Source organism: Pseudogulbenkiania sp. FW507-F1 (assembly GCF_058781125.1).
Genome location: NZ_JBYSWM010000021.1, coordinates 39,154 through 55,537, shown reverse-complemented (window position 1 = coordinate 55,537; position 16,384 = coordinate 39,154). Strand labels below are relative to the sequence as shown.

The 16,384-nt window shown below is 65.2% G+C and carries 11 protein-coding genes; 7 read left to right on the top strand and 4 right to left on the bottom strand.

Annotated features, from left to right (window positions below; translation table 11 throughout):
* Window position 1: 1 nt before the first annotated feature.
* Window positions 2–1,255, bottom strand: coding sequence for a sarcosine oxidase subunit beta family protein (locus tag AC3WG5_RS14055; RefSeq protein WP_008955494.1), 1,254 nt, complete (start codon window positions 1,253–1,255; stop codon window positions 2–4).
* A gap of 374 nt (window positions 1,256–1,629) precedes the next feature.
* On the opposite strand from AC3WG5_RS14055, the gene purU reads away from it, so the two are divergent.
* The 3 genes from purU (at window position 1,630) to katG (ending at window position 7,134) form a co-directional block, all read left to right on the top strand.
* Window positions 1,630–2,493, top strand: a complete 864-nt coding sequence (purU, locus tag AC3WG5_RS14050; RefSeq protein ID WP_014086599.1) for a formyltetrahydrofolate deformylase — start codon at window positions 1,630–1,632, stop codon at window positions 2,491–2,493.
* A 131-nt stretch (window positions 2,494–2,624) separates the two neighbouring features.
* Window positions 2,625–4,601: a helicase-related protein gene (locus tag AC3WG5_RS14045; protein ID WP_014086598.1), complete on the top strand. Its 1,977-nt coding sequence runs from the start codon at window positions 2,625–2,627 to the stop codon at window positions 4,599–4,601.
* A 352-nt stretch (window positions 4,602–4,953) separates the two neighbouring features.
* Window positions 4,954–7,134 carry a catalase/peroxidase HPI gene (katG, locus tag AC3WG5_RS14040; RefSeq protein ID WP_492569118.1) on the top strand — a complete coding sequence of 727 codons (2,181 nt, stop codon included), beginning with the start codon at window positions 4,954–4,956 and terminating at the stop codon, window positions 7,132–7,134.
* A 23-nt stretch (window positions 7,135–7,157) separates the two neighbouring features.
* On the opposite strand, the gene AC3WG5_RS14035 is transcribed toward katG, so the two are convergent.
* The gene (locus AC3WG5_RS14035; protein ID WP_492569113.1) at window positions 7,158–8,132 is read right to left on the bottom strand and encodes a LysR family transcriptional regulator; all 975 of its coding nucleotides are present in this window, start codon (window positions 8,130–8,132) and stop codon (window positions 7,158–7,160) included.
* Window positions 8,133–8,327: 195 nt separating this feature from the next.
* Between AC3WG5_RS14035 and AC3WG5_RS14030 the strand changes: the two genes are divergently transcribed.
* The 3 genes from AC3WG5_RS14030 to AC3WG5_RS14020 all read left to right on the top strand — a co-directional run bounded on the left by AC3WG5_RS14030 (window position 8,328) and on the right by AC3WG5_RS14020 (window position 11,931).
* A complete protein-coding gene (locus tag AC3WG5_RS14030; RefSeq protein ID WP_008955499.1) occupies window positions 8,328–9,254 on the top strand; it encodes an ABC transporter ATP-binding protein in 927 nt (308 codons plus the stop codon).
* Window positions 9,251–10,012 carry an ABC transporter permease gene (locus AC3WG5_RS14025; RefSeq protein WP_492569112.1) on the top strand — a complete coding sequence of 254 codons (762 nt, stop codon included), beginning with the start codon at window positions 9,251–9,253 and terminating at the stop codon, window positions 10,010–10,012. Before AC3WG5_RS14030 ends, AC3WG5_RS14025 begins: the two co-directional genes overlap by 4 nt.
* Window positions 10,013–10,464: 452 nt before the next feature.
* On the top strand, window positions 10,465–11,931 hold the full coding sequence (locus AC3WG5_RS14020; RefSeq protein WP_492569111.1) for an MFS transporter: 1,467 nt from the start codon (window positions 10,465–10,467) through the stop codon (window positions 11,929–11,931).
* A gap of 40 nt (window positions 11,932–11,971) precedes the next feature.
* Here AC3WG5_RS14020 and AC3WG5_RS14015 read toward each other — a convergent pair whose 3' ends face one another.
* A complete protein-coding gene (locus tag AC3WG5_RS14015; protein ID WP_492569110.1) occupies window positions 11,972–12,769 on the bottom strand; it encodes an alpha/beta fold hydrolase in 798 nt (265 codons plus the stop codon).
* A gap of 262 nt (window positions 12,770–13,031) precedes the next feature.
* Window positions 13,032–14,417, bottom strand: a complete 1,386-nt coding sequence (locus tag AC3WG5_RS14010; protein WP_492569109.1) for an MFS transporter — start codon at window positions 14,415–14,417, stop codon at window positions 13,032–13,034.
* Window positions 14,418–14,748: 331 nt separating this feature from the next.
* Between AC3WG5_RS14010 and betB the strand changes: the two genes are divergently transcribed.
* A complete protein-coding gene (betB, locus tag AC3WG5_RS14005) occupies window positions 14,749–16,212 on the top strand; it encodes a betaine-aldehyde dehydrogenase (RefSeq protein ID WP_492569108.1) in 1,464 nt (487 codons plus the stop codon).
* Window positions 16,213–16,384: the final 172 nt, after the last annotated feature.

The following is a 16,384-nucleotide window of genomic DNA, read 5'->3' as shown; positions in this document are numbered from 1 at the left end:
CTTAGTGCGCAACGCCGGCGGCGCCGTGCTCGTCAATCAGATGACCGGTATTGAAGCGGTCGAGCGCGAACGCCTTATTCAGCGGGTGCGCCTCATCGTTGGCGATGGTGTGCGCGAACACATAGCCCGAACCCGGGGTGGCCTTGAAGCCACCGGTGCCCCAACCGCAGTTGAAGTACAGGCCCTTGACCTTGGTCTTGCTGATGATCGGACAGGCATCCGGCGCCACGTCCACGATGCCGCCCCACTGGCGGTTCATGCGCACGCGCGAGAAGCTGGGGAACAGCTCGATGATCGCCGCCGCGGTATGCTCGATCACGTGCGGGCTGCCGCGCTGGCCGTAGCCGAGATAGCTGTCGATACCGGCGCCGATCACCAGCTCGCCCTTGTCGGACTGGCTGACGTAGCCGTGCACAGCGTTCGACATCACCACCGTGTCCAGGCACGGCTTCATCGATTCGGACACGAACGCTTGCAGCGGGTGGCTTTCCAGCGGCAGGCGCACGCCGGCCATCTTGGCCAGCGGCGTCGAGTTGCCGGCGGCCACACAACCGACACGGTCGGCGAAGATGTCGCCCTTGGTGGTCTTGACGCCCTTGATGCGGCCGTCTTCGATGATCATGTCGATGACTTCGCACTGCTCGATGATGTCGACGCCCAGCTCGCTGGCGCCGCGGGCGAAGCCCCAGGCCACCGCGTCGTGGCGTGCCACGCCGCCGCGCGGCTGGTAGCTGGCGCCCATCACCGGATAGCGCGTCTTGGCGCTGATGTCCATCAGCGGCACGATGTCCTGAATTTCCTTCGGCGAAAGCACCACGCCGTCGATACCGTTCAGGTTGTTGGCGTTGACGCGGCGCTCGATGTCGCGCATGTCCTGCAAGGTGTGGCCGAGGTTCATCACCCCGCGCTGGCTGAACATCACGTTGAAGTTCAAATCCAGCGACAGGCCTTCCCACAGTTTCATGGCGTGTTCGTACAACTGCGCCGCCTCGTCCCACAGATAGTTGGAACGCACGATGGTGGTATTGCGCGCGGTGTTGCCGCCGCCGAGATAGCCTTTTTCCAGTACCGCGACATTCTTCACGCCGTGGTTTTTGGCCAAGTAATAAGCTGTCGCCAGACCATGGCCGCCGCCGCCGACGATGATCACGTCGTAGCGAGGCTTCGCCTGCGGACTGCGCCAGGCCGGCTGCCAGCTTTCATTATGTTTGAGCCCGTTCTTCAACAGGCTCCAGAGGGAGTAACGGTTTGCCATGGGACGGGTCCGTATTTGAGGTGCCAAGGTGAGTTCATTCTTGGCGAGCCGGCCCCGTTCCGATTGACTGGAAAGGACGATCACTTGCCGATTTACGACAAAGCGCCCTTGACCCAGATCATTTACCCGATATTTATCCCCTCGCCCCCTTGAAAGCCTCGGCAAGGCACCCAAGGTTGGCCGAAACCCTCGCCATGCCCCGCCAAAATCCATGTCCAAAAAACGACAAAACCTGGCGGCTGACGGCCAGAGCCCCCTTTTCGCGCGCGCTAAGGTGAAGCAGCGTCGTCGGTAACAAACCGACCAACGACCGCGTCGATCAACGGATAGCCAAAGGAGCGGCACACCGCCAGCCGGTGACCGAGAAACCCACCATGTCCCAGTCCCAACTCAGATACATCCTGGCCTTCACCTGTAAAAGCGCCCCGGGCCAGATCGCCCGCGCCACGCAACTGCTCGACGCGCACCACTGCTATATCGACGAGCTGGCGGTGTTCGACGACGAGGACACCCAGCGCTTCTTCGTGCGCTGCACCTTCCACTCGCTCGGCGACGGCTTCGACCGCGCCGCACTGGAAGCCGGCCTCGCCGACATGGCTGGCCACTACGACATGCAATGGACGCTGCATGACACGCACACCCGTCCGCGCGTGCTGATCATGGTGTCGAAACTCGACCACTGCCTGAACGACCTGCTCTACCGCTGCAAGATGGGCGACCTCGACATGGAAGTGACCGCGATCGTCTCCAACCATGCCGACCTGGCGCCGATCGCCGCCGCGCACGGCCTGACCTACCACCACCTGCCGGTCACCCACGACACCAAGCCGCAGCAGGAAGCGGCACTGCTGGAACTGGTGCGAGAAACCCAATCCGAGCTGGTGATCCTGGCACGCTACATGCAGGTGCTGTCGCCGGAGATGTCGAAGAAGCTCTCGGGACGCGCCATCAACATCCACCATTCCTTCCTGCCCGGTTTCAAGGGCGCCAAGCCCTACCACCAGGCGCACGAACGCGGCGTCAAGCTGATCGGCGCCACCGCCCACTACATCACCGACGATCTGGACGAAGGCCCGATCATCGAGCAGGTGGTGGAGCGCGTCGACCACGCCTACCGCCCGGAGCAGCTGCTGGCCGCCGGGCGCGACATGGAGTGCCTGGCGCTGGCGCGCGCGGTGCGCTTCCACCTCGAACGGCGCGTGTTCCTCAACGGCAACCGTACCGTGGTACTGCGCTGACCCACCCTGCCCCGCGGCGGCGCTGGCACGTCGTCCGCGGGGCCCTGCAACGCTTTTGCTGCAACGCACTGTTCGCGCACGGCATCCTGCCCTATCATGCCGGTCATTTGCCTCATTTCCTCCCCCGCTCCATGACCGACACGTCCACCGATATCGCCGATATCACCGCCCTCGACGCCTACCTCGACACCCACCAGGCCAAACTGGTCACCACCGACGGCAGCTACGCCCTGTCGGTGCACGGCGACATCCTCGTCGGCGCGCGCCGCGTGCCTTATCACCTGGTGCCGGACGAAGGCTTCCTCGGCAAGACCGCCAAGTGGCGCAAGCTCGACGATGCAGCGCGCCTGGCGTTGGTGCAGGAACGCTGGAACAGCGCGACGCGCGCCCGGCTGGAAGCGCACGTGCGCGAGTGCGCCGAGCGCGTGCTGACGTTGGCCGAACAATACGAGCTCGACCCCACCGGCGCGCTGCAGGCCTTTCTCGCCAAGTACGAACTGGCGAAGCGGCGCTGCTCGCTGGCGCTCGATCGCATCGCCGCGCTGCGCGACAGCCACGCCGCCACGCGTCAGGCCGAAAAGACCCGCAACGCGGTCAACCTGTCGCTCTACCCGGAATCGTTCACGCTGGCGCAAAGCATGCGCCGCCACTTCATCGCCGTGTTGGGCCCCACCAACTCCGGCAAGACCCACGCCGCGATGGAACACCTGGCCCAGGCCGGCACCGGCGCCTATCTCGCCCCGCTGCGGCTGTTGGCACTGGAAAACTACCAGCGCCTGCTCGACGCCGGCGTGGCGGTCAGCCTGATCACCGGCGAACAGCGCAAGCTGCACCCGGACGCCACCCACGTGGCGAGCACGGTGGAGATGCTCAACCCGAACCGTCCGCTCGACGTGGCGGTGATCGACGAAATCCAGCTGCTCGACGACCCCGACCGCGGCGCCGCCTGGACCGCCGCGGTGTGCGGCGTGCCGGCCAGCACCGTGTACCTGTTGGGCGCGCTGGAAGCCGAGCCGGCGATCGAGGCGCTGGTCAAGCGCGTCGGCGGCACGCTGGAAGTGAAGAAGCTGCAGCGCAAATCGCCGCTGGTGATGGAAAAGAAACCGCTGGGCTCGCTCAAGAACCTGCAGGCGGGCGACGTGCTGATCGCCTTCTCGCGCCGCGAAGTGCTCAACTGGCGCGACCAGGCCATCGAACAGGGCTTCGCGGTGTCGGCGATCTACGGCAACCTGTCGCCGGAAGTGCGCCAGGCGCAGGCGGAACGCTTCATCGACGGCGAAACCAAGATCGTGGTCGGCACCGACGCCATCGGCATGGGCCTCAACACCCCGGCGCGGCGCGTCATCTTCACCACCGCCAGCAAGTGGGACGGCTACAGCGAAGGCGAAATCCCGGCCGCGCTGGCCAAGCAGATCGCCGGGCGTGCCGGCCGCTTCGGCGCGCACGAGGCGGGCTACGTCGCCGGGCTCGACAGCCATACCCACCAGATCATCGCCAACCTGCTCAAGGAAACGACCGAGCCGCTGCCGGCCTCCGGCTTCTACGTCGCGCCCAGCCTCGACTACCTGCAGCAAATCGCCGCCGCCACCGGCCAGAGCAAGCTGCAGGCGCTGCTGGAGCTGTTCACCAAGCACATCAACGTGCACGACGAATTCTTCCTGCCTGCCAACCTCGCAGACCAGATCGAGAAGGCGCGCTGGCTCGACGCCCTGCCGCTGACGCTGGCCGACCGCTTCACCTTCAGCCTGTGCCCGGTATCGACCAAGATCCCGATGCTGGAACGCGCGCTGCAGGACTGGGCGCAGTACCGCGCCGACGGCCGCGAGGCGCCGCTGTTGCGCATGGAAGGCATGGGCGGACGCAACGAACTGCAATACCTCGAAGACACCTGCAAGCTCTACGCCGCCTACGCCTGGCTGGGCTACCGCATGGCCGACACCTTCCCGCACGGCGAGATGGCGCAGACGCTGATGCAGTCCACCTCCGACAAGATCGACGCCTTGTTGCAGGCCCAGAACACCCGCCGCCACGGCCGCCGCGCGCCGCAAGACCAACGCCGCCAGCCCGGCAGCGGCAAGCCCAGACAGTTCAAGCCCGGGCGGCGCTGAGCCCGGATACCGAGACCGGAAGCCCAGGCGGGGATGTGGCCTGCTTGGCTTCCGGGAACGGGGCCTCTTGCCACCCCGTCTCGCCCCCGTCTCGCCCCCTCGGCGCCTACCGCGGTTAGCCTCATGCCCAGCTCCGCAACAGGAAGCCATGCCGTGAAGGTGACGTTAGAACCTGTTCGCGATCGTTGAATAGGGCCTCGAAGACAGCTAAACACGGGTCTTAGTTTTTTTATTTCCTGGTCATCGAATAAATCAATTTCCCGACTAAATTGAGACTACTTACTCTTTAGGAGAGGCTCATGTATTCCACATGGAGCCGGGTGTGAGTGCCAATGTCCCCAGGAGAGAACCCATGTCGACTGAATCGAAATGCCCTTTCAAACATACCGCAGGCGGTGGCACGTCGAACCAGGACTGGTGGCCCAATCAGCTGAACCTGAAAATCCTGCACCAACACTCGTCGCTGTCCGACCCCATGGGCGAGGACTTCGACTACGCCAAAGCATTCAAGAATCTCGATCTGGCGGCCGTGAAGAAGGACCTCCTGGCGCTGATGACTAACTCGCAGGACTGGTGGCCGGCGGATTTTGGTCACTACGGACCCTTGTTCATCCGCATGGCCTGGCACAGCGCCGGCACCTACCGCATCGGCGACGGCCGTGGCGGCGCCGGAGCCGGCCAGCAACGCTTCGCCCCGCTCAACAGCTGGCCCGACAACGCCAACCTCGACAAGGCGCACCGGCTGCTGTGGCCGATCAAGCAGAAGTACGGCCGGAAGATCTCCTGGGCCGACCTGATGATTCTCGCCGGCAACGTCGCGCTGGAGTCGATGGGGTTCAAGACCTTCGGCTTCGCCGGCGGGCGGAAAGACGTCTGGGAGCCGGAAGAAGACGTCTACTGGGGCGCCGAAACCACCTGGCTGGAAAACAAACGCTATTCCGGCGAGCGGGATCTGGAAAATCCGCTCGGCGCCGTGCAGATGGGCCTGATCTACGTGAACCCGGAAGGCCCGGACGGCAACCCGGACCCGCTCGCGGCGGCCAAGGATATCCGCGAGACCTTTGCCCGCATGGCGATGAACGATGAAGAGACGGTGGCGCTCATTGCAGGCGGCCACACCTTCGGCAAGACCCACGGCGCCGGCCCGGCATCCCATGTAGGGGCCGAGCCGGAAGCCGCCGGCCTTGAAGAGCAGGGGCTCGGCTGGAGGAGCCGCTTCGGCACCGGCAAAGGCGGCGACACCATCACCAGCGGCCTGGAAGTGACCTGGACCACCACGCCGACCCGGTGGAGCAACAACTTCTTCGAGAACCTGTTCGGCTACGAATGGGAGCTGAGCAAGAGCCCGGCCGGCGCGCACCAGTGGGTCGCCAAGGACGGCGCGGGTGCGGGGGCCATTCCGGACGCGCACGATCCGTCGAAGCATCACGCTCCGACGATGCTGACCACCGATCTTTCGCTGCGCTTCGACCCGGCCTATGAAAAGATCTCGCGACGTTTCTACGAGAACCCGGACCAGTTCGCCGACGCGTTTGCCCGGGCGTGGTTCAAGCTCACGCACCGCGACATGGGGCCGCGCGCACGCTATCTCGGCCAGGAAGTGCCGGCAGAAGAACTCCTCTGGCAAGACCCTATCCCCGCGCTCGATCACAAGTTGATCGACGAACAGGACATTGCCGCCCTCAAGGGCAAGATTCTGGCGTCGGGCCTGTCCGTCTCGCAACTGGTCTCCACCGCCTGGGCGTCGGCGTCCACCTTCCGCGGCTCCGACAAGCGCGGCGGAGCCAACGGCGCCCGTATTCGCCTCGTGCCGCAGAAAGATTGGGAAGTCAACCAGCCCGAGCAACTGGCGAAAGTACTCGAGACCCTGCAAGGCATTCAGCACGAGTTCAACAACGCCCAGTCCGGCGGCAAGAAGGTCTCGCTCGCCGACCTGATCGTGCTGGGCGGTTGTACCGGCGTCGAACAGGCGGCGAAGAAAGCTGGTCACACCGTGACGGTGCCGTTTGCACCGGGCCGCATGGACGCTTCCCAAGAGCAAACCGACGCGGTCTCCATGGCGGTGCTCGAGCCCATCGCGGACGGCTTCCGCAACTACCTCAAGGGCAGATACGCCGTCTCGGCCGAGGCCCTGCTGGTCGACAAGGCGCAATTGCTGACGCTGACGGCGCCGGAGATGACGGTGCTGGTGGGCGGCCTGCGGGTTCTGGGCACCAATGTCGGGCAGAGCCGGCACGGGGTCTTCACTCAAAGACCAGAGGTATTGAGCAACGATTTCTTCCTGAACCTGCTCGACATGGGCACGGCGTGGAAGGCCACGTCAGACGCCAAGGACGTGTTCGAAGGGCGCGATCGCGCCACGGGGCAACTCAAATGGACCGGCACCCGTGTCGATCTGGTCTTCGGCTCGAACTCCCAACTGCGGGCCTTGGCGGAAGTCTATGGCAGCGCGGACGCCCAGGAAAAGTTCGTCCATGACTTTGTCGCCGCCTGGAACAAGGTGATGAACCTCGACCGCTTCGACCTGGCGTGATGCTCGCCCCCAGGGCGTGTCGTCTAGTGTTTCTCCGGCGCAGAGTCGGATAGCAGGGATGACACGCCCTCAGCGGCTGCGCTTGCCACTGTCACTGAATTGGCGAGCGTTGCTGTACAAACCTCCCGCACGCAACCGCGCAGCCAGCGATGCGCCAGATCGGCATCCATTCGCGGATGCCAGAGCAGGGAAACCGTGATCTCAGGAGCGGGAAACGGAAGGGCAAAGCTGTGCATCCCGTCACGCAGGGTGCCGGTATGGCGCTCGGGAACCGTGGCGACCAGATCCGTGGCCCGCGCCAACGCCAGCGCCGGGGCAAAACCGCCGACGATGGTCATGATCTCCCGTTCCAGCCCGATCGTCCTCAAGGTTTCATCAACCGGCCCCTTGTCGCTCCCCCGCCGGGAGACCAGGACATGCCGGCCCGCCGCATAACGGACGGGGGTGATCTCCCCCCGGCAGAGCGGGTGCCCCTGGCGCACGACACCGATGAAACGGTCTTGGAACAAAGCGCGCACACGCACCTCCGGGCCTGTTCCCTCACCCACCACGCCGGTATCCAGATCGACGCTGCCGTCGCGCAGCGGCGCGGTGTCTTTGTTCGATTTCGGCATGAAACGCAGCCTGACCCCGGGAGCAGCCTCGCTGACGCGAGCGATCAGGCTCGGCCCGAAATTTTCCACGAAACCATCGCCGACGCGCAGCGTGAAGGTGCGGACGAGCCGGGTTAGATCGAGCTTCTCTGCCGGGCGCAGCACCGCTGCGGCGTCCTGAACGAGCTGGCTGACCTGCTCGCGCAGTTCAAGCGCACGCGGGGTGGGCACCAGCCCGCGCCCCGCCCTGACCAGCAAGGGGTCGCCCGTCGTCTCGCGCAAGCGCGCCAGCGCCCGGCTCATCGCCGAGGGGCTCAGCCGCAAGCGCCGGGCAGCGCGCGCCACGCTGCCTTCGGCGAGCAGCACGTCAAGGGTGACAAGCAAATTGAAATCGGGTGTCGACATGTATTCTGGCCTATTGAATTCGAAAGCAAGCTCCAGCTCCCGCAAGGCGTCCAGAGGCCCTGTTAAGGAGCACGCCAGCAGGCTGGAGGTGAATGCACCATTGATAGCATGCCGGGCCATACGATCAATACCGTTTGGATAAAATGCGCCGCCGCCGACGCCACCAAAAGCCCGCCATCTGCTATCGTCCTATCTATGCAACCCATCATCACCATATCGAATCTCTCCAAATCCTACGCTTCAGGCTTCCAGGCCTTGAAGGGCGTCAATCTGGAGATCCGGCGCGGAGAAATCTTCGCCTTGCTGGGCCCGAACGGGGCCGGCAAGACCACGCTGATCAGCACGATCTGCGGCATCGTCAATCCGAGCGAAGGCCGGATTCTGGTTGATGGCCACGACATCGTGACCGACTACCGCGCGGCCCGCGCCATGATCGGCCTGGTGCCGCAGGAGCTGACCACCGATGCCTTCGAATCGGTGTGGGCCACGGTGTCGTTCAGCCGCGGCCTGTTCGGCAAACGCAAGAACCCGGCCTACATCGAAGAAGTGCTCAAGGCGCTGTCGTTGTGGGACAAGAAGGACAACCGCATCATGACGCTGTCGGGCGGCATGAAGCGGCGCGTGCTGATTGCCAAGGCGCTGTCGCACGAGCCGTCGATCCTGTTTCTCGACGAGCCAACGGCGGGGGTTGATGTCGAACTGCGCCAGGACATGTGGCAGCTGGTGCGCTCGCTGCAAGAGCGGGGGGTGACCATCATCCTGACCACCCACTACATCGACGAAGCCGAGGAGATGGCCGACCGCATCGGGGTGATCCGCAAGGGCGAGATCATCCTGGTGGACGAGAAGGCCGAATTGATGCGCAAGCTCGGCAAGAAACAGCTGACGCTGCAACTGGAGGCCCCGCTCGAGAGCATTCCTTCCGAGCTTGGCGGCTACGAGCTGGATCTGGCGAATGGCCGCAGCGAGCTGGTCTATACCTACGACGCGCAGGGCGAACGCTCCGGCATCCTCGCGCTGTTGCAGGCTCTCAACGCGGCGGGGATACGCTTCAAGGACCTGCAAACGACGCAAAGCTCGCTGGAGGACATCTTCGTCAGCCTGGTGAGGGAGAGAAAATGAACCTGTATGCAGTCTGTGCGATTTACCGCTTCGAGATGGCCCGCGCCGGGCGCACGCTGATGCAGAGCATCATCTCCCCTGTGATCTCCACCTCGCTCTATTTTGTCGTGTTCGGCGCCGCCATCGGCTCGCGCATCCCCGAAACCCACGGCATCAGCTACGGTGCGTTCCTGGTGCCGGGGCTGATCATGCTGTCGCTGCTGACGCAGAGCATCGCCAACGCCTCGTTCGGCATCTATTTCCCCAAGTTCACGGGGACGATCTATGAGTTGCTGTCGGCGCCGGTTTCCTACCTCGAGCTGGTGGTGAGCTATGTCGGGGCGGCGGCGACCAAGTCGGTGATTCTCGGCCTGATCATCCTGGCGACGGCGGGCCTGTTCGTGCCGCTGCAGGTGGCCCATCCTCTGTGGATGCTGCTGTTCCTGGTGCTGACCTCGGTAACGTTCAGCCTGTTCGGCTTCATCATCGGCATCTGGGCGGATGGCTTCGAAAAGCTGCAGATCATCCCGCTGCTGATCATCACGCCGTTGACATTTCTCGGCGGCAGCTTTTACTCCATCGATATCCTGCCGCCGTTCTGGCAGACCGCCGCGCTGTTCAACCCGGTGGTCTACCTGATCAGCGGCTTTCGCTGGAGCTTCTATGGTATTGCCGACGTCAGCGTCGGTATCAGTCTCACCATGACGATCGGCTTTTTGGCGCTGTTCACGGCGATCGTGGCGTGGATTTTCAAGACCGGCTATCGCATCAAGGCCTAGGCCATCATCCGCATCCTGTTTCTTTCTGAGAGCCAATAGCTGACACACTCAGCGTGCGGATTCGATAAGTCATGCCAACGGCCTGGTTGAAGTAGCGCCCTGGCAGGTCGGGACCGGAGACAGCAGGCAGGACCGGCCGGTCAATCCGGCATCCCGGACCCATGACGTAGCCCTCGAAATACGCGCGGCACGGGCAGGCGAGGTAACCGGGCCGCTGGCCTCACCCCCTGTCGCGCCGCCGATGCGTAGAGGCCAGCCACGACACCCGGGGCGGTTCAGTTTTCGACTTCAATAGGGCAGGAACAAAACGTGTTCCAGCCCTGGCACGCTTGATCGTGACATGGCGTTTAATGCACGAATTAAGTGCAAATGCTGCGCCTTCCGCCCTATTCGGCTGCCACCTAGACTCCTCTCTGAAAGCCCCGCTTCGGGGCACCCGGAAGAAGGAGTTCATGTTGAAACCACTCACTCAAGCAGGCGACGAGGCCGTCGCCGCCGAGGGGAAAGCCCCACCGTCGACGACATGGGTGCTGGCCTGCCTGTCGCTCTCCATGCTGCTGTCCTCGCTCGGCACCAGCATCGCCAATGTCGCCCTGCCGACGCTGGCCAGGGTGTTCGCCGCTTCCTTCCAGGAGGTCCAGTGGATCATCCTGGCTTATCTGCTTGCCATCACCACCCTGATCGTCAGCGTCGGGCGGCTCGGCGACCTGGCCGGGCGACGCCGGCTGTTATTGTTCGGCCTCTTTCTATTCACGCTGGCCTCGGTGCTGTGCGGCGTGGCGCCCTCGCTGTGGCTGCTGATTGCCGCACGCACAGCGCAGGGCTTGGGCGCGGCCATCATGATGGCCCTCACCATGGCGTTTGTCGGGGACACGGTTCCGAAGAACAAGACCGGCAGCGCCATGGGCCTGCTCGGCACCATGTCCGCGATGGGCACCGCGCTGGGGCCAGCGCTCGGCGGCACGCTCATCGCCGGCTTCGGCTGGCGCGCCATCTTCCTCGTCAACGTGCCGCTGGGCCTCCTGACTTTCTTGCTCGCCTATCGCGCCCTGCCCGTCGATCGCCGGGCATCGCAGACGGATCGGGCCGGCTTCGACACAGTGGGCACGCTGCTGCTTGGGGCTTCGCTCGCGGCTTATGCGCTCGCCGTGACGCTGGGGAGAGGCCGCTTCACTGAACTGAACCTGGCTCTGTTGCTGGCAGCGGTTCTGGCTGGGGGCCTTTTCGTGTTGGTGGAGGCGCGCGTGGCGTCGCCATTGATCCGCCTGGCGGCGTTCCGCAACGCCGAGCTGAGCGCGAGTCTCGCCACGAACGGGCTCGTCTCGACGGTGATGATGGCGACGCTGGTGGTCGGGCCGTTCTACCTGTCACGCGCGCTCGGCCTGGGCGAGGCGGCGGTCGGAATCGTCCTGGCGATGGGCCCGATCATTTCGGTATTTAGCGGTGTCCCGGCGGGGCGCGGCGTCGACCGCTGGGGTGCGGCCGCCATGACCACCGCTGGGCTAGTCGTCATGGCGGCGGGGTTGTCGGCACTCGCGCTGCTCCCCGGGGTATTCGGCGTGGTGGGCTACCTTGCCGCCATCGCCCTCCTGACTCCCGGCTACCAGCTCTTCCAGGCGGCCAACAACACGGCCGTGATGAGGGATGTCGCGCCGGACCAGCGCGGCGTCATTGCCGGCCTGCTCAGCCTGTCGCGCAATCTCGGGCTCGTCAGCGGGGCATCCGTCATGGGCGCCGTGTTCGTGCTCGCCACAGGGACGAGCGACATCGCCTCGGCACACCCCGGCGCCGTGGCCAGCGGCATGCGCTTCACCTTCGCCGCCGCGACGCTGCTGATCGTCGTCGCGCTCGCCATCGCGGCGGCAAGCCGTGCTCTCGCACCCCGCCCCGCGCTCGATGCGGCCCGGGAAGAGGCATGAGGCCAGCGGGACGCCCGTGCCGGGACCGGTTCGGCAGAGGTCAGACGGCGCTCAGGAAGCCGGCGATCCGCGCCACCACCCGGTCCTCCTGCTCGCGGTGCGGCATGTGGCCGAGGCCCGGCAGGATGTCGAGCTGCACCGGGCCGCTCACTCTGGCCGCGATGCGTTCGGGCTGGTCGGTCGATCCGTACTCGTCTTCGCTGCCGTGCATCACCAGGCTCGGGCATCTCACCCCCGGCAAGACGTCGTGCAGCGACCAATCGGCGAAATCCGGCGCCAGCCAGGTATCGATCCAGGCGTTCAGCACCCAGTCCGCCTTGTCGCCGTGATAGCGCTGCAGCCGCATGAAGTGCTCGGCCTGCCGGAACATCTCCCGGGCCTCGCGGATACCGGCCCGCGTGCGTTCTTCGACGAACGCCTGGGCGGACAGCGTGACCAGGGCATCACAGGCCGCGGCATGGCTGGCCGCGCAATGCACGGCCATGCAGCCGCCGACGCTATGCCCGATGGCGACGAAGCGCTCGAAGCCGAAATGCCGCTGCACCGCGGGGAAGACATCCCGCGCCTCGGCGGCGATGAAATTCCGGCCCGGTTCGCCACGGCGTGTATCGGATTGACCGTACCCGAGCCGGTCGTAGGCGATCACCACCCGCCCTGATTTTTGCGCGAGCATGCCCGGAAAGGATCGCCACAGGGCGATACAGCCGAGCGAATCGTGCAACAGGACGATGGGCGCACGCATGACGTCGCCGCTCCCCGGACACCAGCAGCGCGCGAAAAGACGACCTTGGTCGGTGTCGATCCAGTGATCGGTGATCGAATAGTGTGGTTTGTTCATGATGGCTCACTCGCCTAACCGATGACGCAGCAGGCCCACCGGCAATGCCGATCATCACGGTCGGAAGAACGGGCAGGCCGGCAGGCCCGGATACCTTGCCACACTCCCCGTGGCGGCACCAGGAAAACCCCGGTGGAAGCCATGCCGTAGCGGCACGGTCCGGCGCAGCCCATCCCCAGCCGGGTGCGCGTGAGGGAAGCCGCCTGCCGCCTTCACCCGGCTCGAGGCAGCGGCGGCAGGAAGAGCGGGCGCCGGTTGGATCTCAGCGTGCCTCCGACACCCCTTCCAGCGTCATCCCGCGTGTTTCCACCCCGAGCAGATAGACCGCGGCCGCCGCCAGCGCAAAGCAGGCGGTGCCGAGCAGGAACACCCCGCCCTGACCCCACAGCGGCAGGATCAGCCCGACCAGGGTCGGCCCGAGCAAGGCGCCGACACGGCCCACCGCCGAGGCGCAGCCGGAGCCGGTGGCGCGCGCGTGGGTGCCGTACAACTCCGGCGTGTAGGTGTAGAGCACCGCCCACATCCCGAACAGGAAGAACTGCATGACCAGGCCGGAGGCGATCAGCGCGGTTTCATTGCCGCTGCCCTGCGCCATCTGACCATAGACGTAGATCATGGTGGCGCCCCCCAACAAGGCGGCGATGCAGGTGGGCTTGCGCCCCCAACGTTCCACCAGCCAGGCGGCGGTGAGAAAACCGGGAATGCCGCCCAGCGAGATCCACACCGTGTACAGCACCGATTTGGTGACCTGGTAGCCGGATTGCTGCATCAGCGCGCTAAGCCAGGTGGTCAGGCTGTAGAAACCCAACAGCGCGAGGAACCACAGCAACCACACCATCACGGTGCGACTGCGCTGGCGCGGCGTCCACAAGGCGGCGAACGAGCCCTTGCCGGCGGCGGCCCCGGTCGACTGCAGCGCCTGCGGCGCCGGCAGCGAGATCAGCCCCAGGCTGGCGATGACCTTGCGCTCGATCTGCGCGATCACGCTCTCGGCGCGGGCGTGCTGCCCGGCGCTCTCCAGCCAGCGCGGCGATTCGGGAACCCACTGCCGCACCACCAGCAGGAACAACGCCGGCACCGCGCTGATCAGGAACACCGTGCGCCAGCCGTGCTCCTGCAGAATCCAATACGACAGCAAACCCGCGGTAATGAAGCCCAGCGGCCAGAAGCCGTCCATCAGGGCGATGTAGCGCCCGCGCTGGCGCGCCGGAATCAGCTCGGCCAACAGCGTCTGCGCCACCGGAAACTCCATGCCCATGCCGACACCGAGCAGCAGGCGGTAGCCAAACAGCTGTTCCGGCGTGGCGGCGGTCGAGCACAGATAACTCGCCACGCCCCACAACACCATACTGCTCTGCAGCACCGGGGTGCGGCCGAAACGGTCGGCGAGCAGGCCGGAGAGCACGGCGCCTGCCACCATGCCGAGAAAGCTGGCGCTGCCGATGAAACCGGCCTGGGCGCTGCTGAGCTGGAATTCGGTTTTGATCGAGCCCAGCACGAAGGTCATCAGACCGAGGTCGACGGAATCGAAGAAGAACGCCAGGGCGATGATGGAGAGGATCAGGCGGTGGTAGCCGCTCATCGGCAGCCGCTCGAGGCGGGCAGCGACGCTGTGGGCGCCTCGCGGGGAGGCAGGGGGGTGCTTCATGGTGGTTCTCCTGTGACGATGCGAACGGGTGTGGAAACGAGCGGAACACGACGGTGACAATTGCGACTAGACTCGGCCAGCTTTCGTCGGGGCGATTGGTGAATTGCGATCGTCATATGGAAATTTTCGACAAAAGCGATCGGCATGACGACTGTGCCGCGCCGCGCCGGCGCCACGCCCGCACCTTGGCGAGTGTCGCCGCAGAAGGGGTTGACGTCGGAAACAGACAGGTGGCCGGAGGGGGTGACGTGGCTCAATCTAGGTCGTATAAAGGCGCGTTGCGGCATGAGCCAAAGACAGCCACGCAAGGGTCAACGACAAAGGAGCTACAGTGAGCGACAACATTCTGCGCAGCTATATCGGTGGACGATATATCGACAACCCGTCCCTGCCGCTGGTGGACAACATCAACCCGGCCACCGGTGAGGTGATCTGCCGTGTGCAACAGGCCGGCGAGGCCGAGGTACAGCTGGCGATCGAGACTGCGCGCCAAGGCTTCGAAGTGTGGTCGGCCATGACCGGTGCCGAGCGCGGCCGTATCCTCAACCGTGCGGTACAGATCCTGCGCGAGCGCAACCGCGAACTGGCCGAACTGGAAGTGCGCGACAACGGCAAGCCGATCCAGGAGGCCGAGGTGGTGGACGTGTTGTCCGGCGCCGATTGCATCGAATACTTCGCCGGGCTGGCCGCCAGCATCCACGGCCAGCAGTTCCCGCTCAAGGGCGCCTTCGCCTACACCCGGCGCGAACCGCTCGGCATCTGCTTCGGCATCGGCGCCTGGAACTACCCGCTGCAGATCGCCTGTTGGAAGTCCGGCCCGGCGCTGGCCTGCGGCAACGCGATGATCTACAAGCCGGCGTCGCTCACCCCGATGACGGCGGCCAAGTTGGCCGAAATCTACACCGAGGCCGGCGTGCCGGACGGCGTGTTCAACGTGATCCAGGGTACCTCGGCCGCTGCGCGCCAGCTGATCGCCCATCCGGAAGTAGCCAAGGTGTCGATCACCGGCTCGGTGGACACCGGCAAGGCGATCATGGCCGACGCCGCCAAGACGCTGAAGCGCATCACCATGGAGCTGGGCGGCAAGTCGCCACTGGTGATCTTCGACGACGCCGATCTCGACCAGGCGGTTTCGGCGGCGATGCTGGCCAACTTCTACACCCAGGGCGAAATCTGCACCAACGGCACGCGCGTGTTCGTGCACGACTCGATCTACGACGCCTTCCTGGAAAAGCTGGTGAGCCGCACGCGCAAGCTCAAGATCGGCGACCCGATGGACCCGGCAACCCAGGTGGGCGCGCAGGTGTCCAAGAGCCATGCGGACAGCGTGATGCAGTACGTCGAGCTGGGCAAGGCCGAAGGCGCCAGGCTGCTGGCCGGCGGCAACCGCGTGACGGTGCCGGGCTGCGAGGGCGGCAACTTCATCGCGCCGACCATCTTCGCCGACTGCACCGACGACATGAGCATCGTGCGCGAGGAGATTTTCGGGCCGGTGATGTCGGTGCTGCGCTTCAGCGATGAAGACGAGGTGATCCGCCGCGCCAACGACACCCGCCTGGGGCTCGCCGCCGGGGTGTTCACCAAGGACATCTCGCGCGCACACCGCGTGGTCGGCAAACTGCAGGCCGGCGTGTGCTGGATCAACAACTACAACATCACCCCGATCGAGATGCCGTTCGGCGGCCTGAAGGAGTCCGGCATCGGCAGCGAGAACAGCCTGGTGACGCTGGACCACTACACCCAACTGAAGAGCGTGTACGTGGAGCTGTCCGGCGTGGCCTGCCCGTACGAATGAGCCACTGACAACAACCGTCCTGGCGTTGTGGCGCTGGCGAGCGAATCCCGCGCCGGGATTCGCCCCACGCTTGGGGCGGACGAGCGACATGTCGCGGTGCAGACACATCGGCCATGCCTCGTGTCTGCGGCGCCGCTTAGCCAGGTCCGCCACGCCAGGGTGTGTTAGCGAC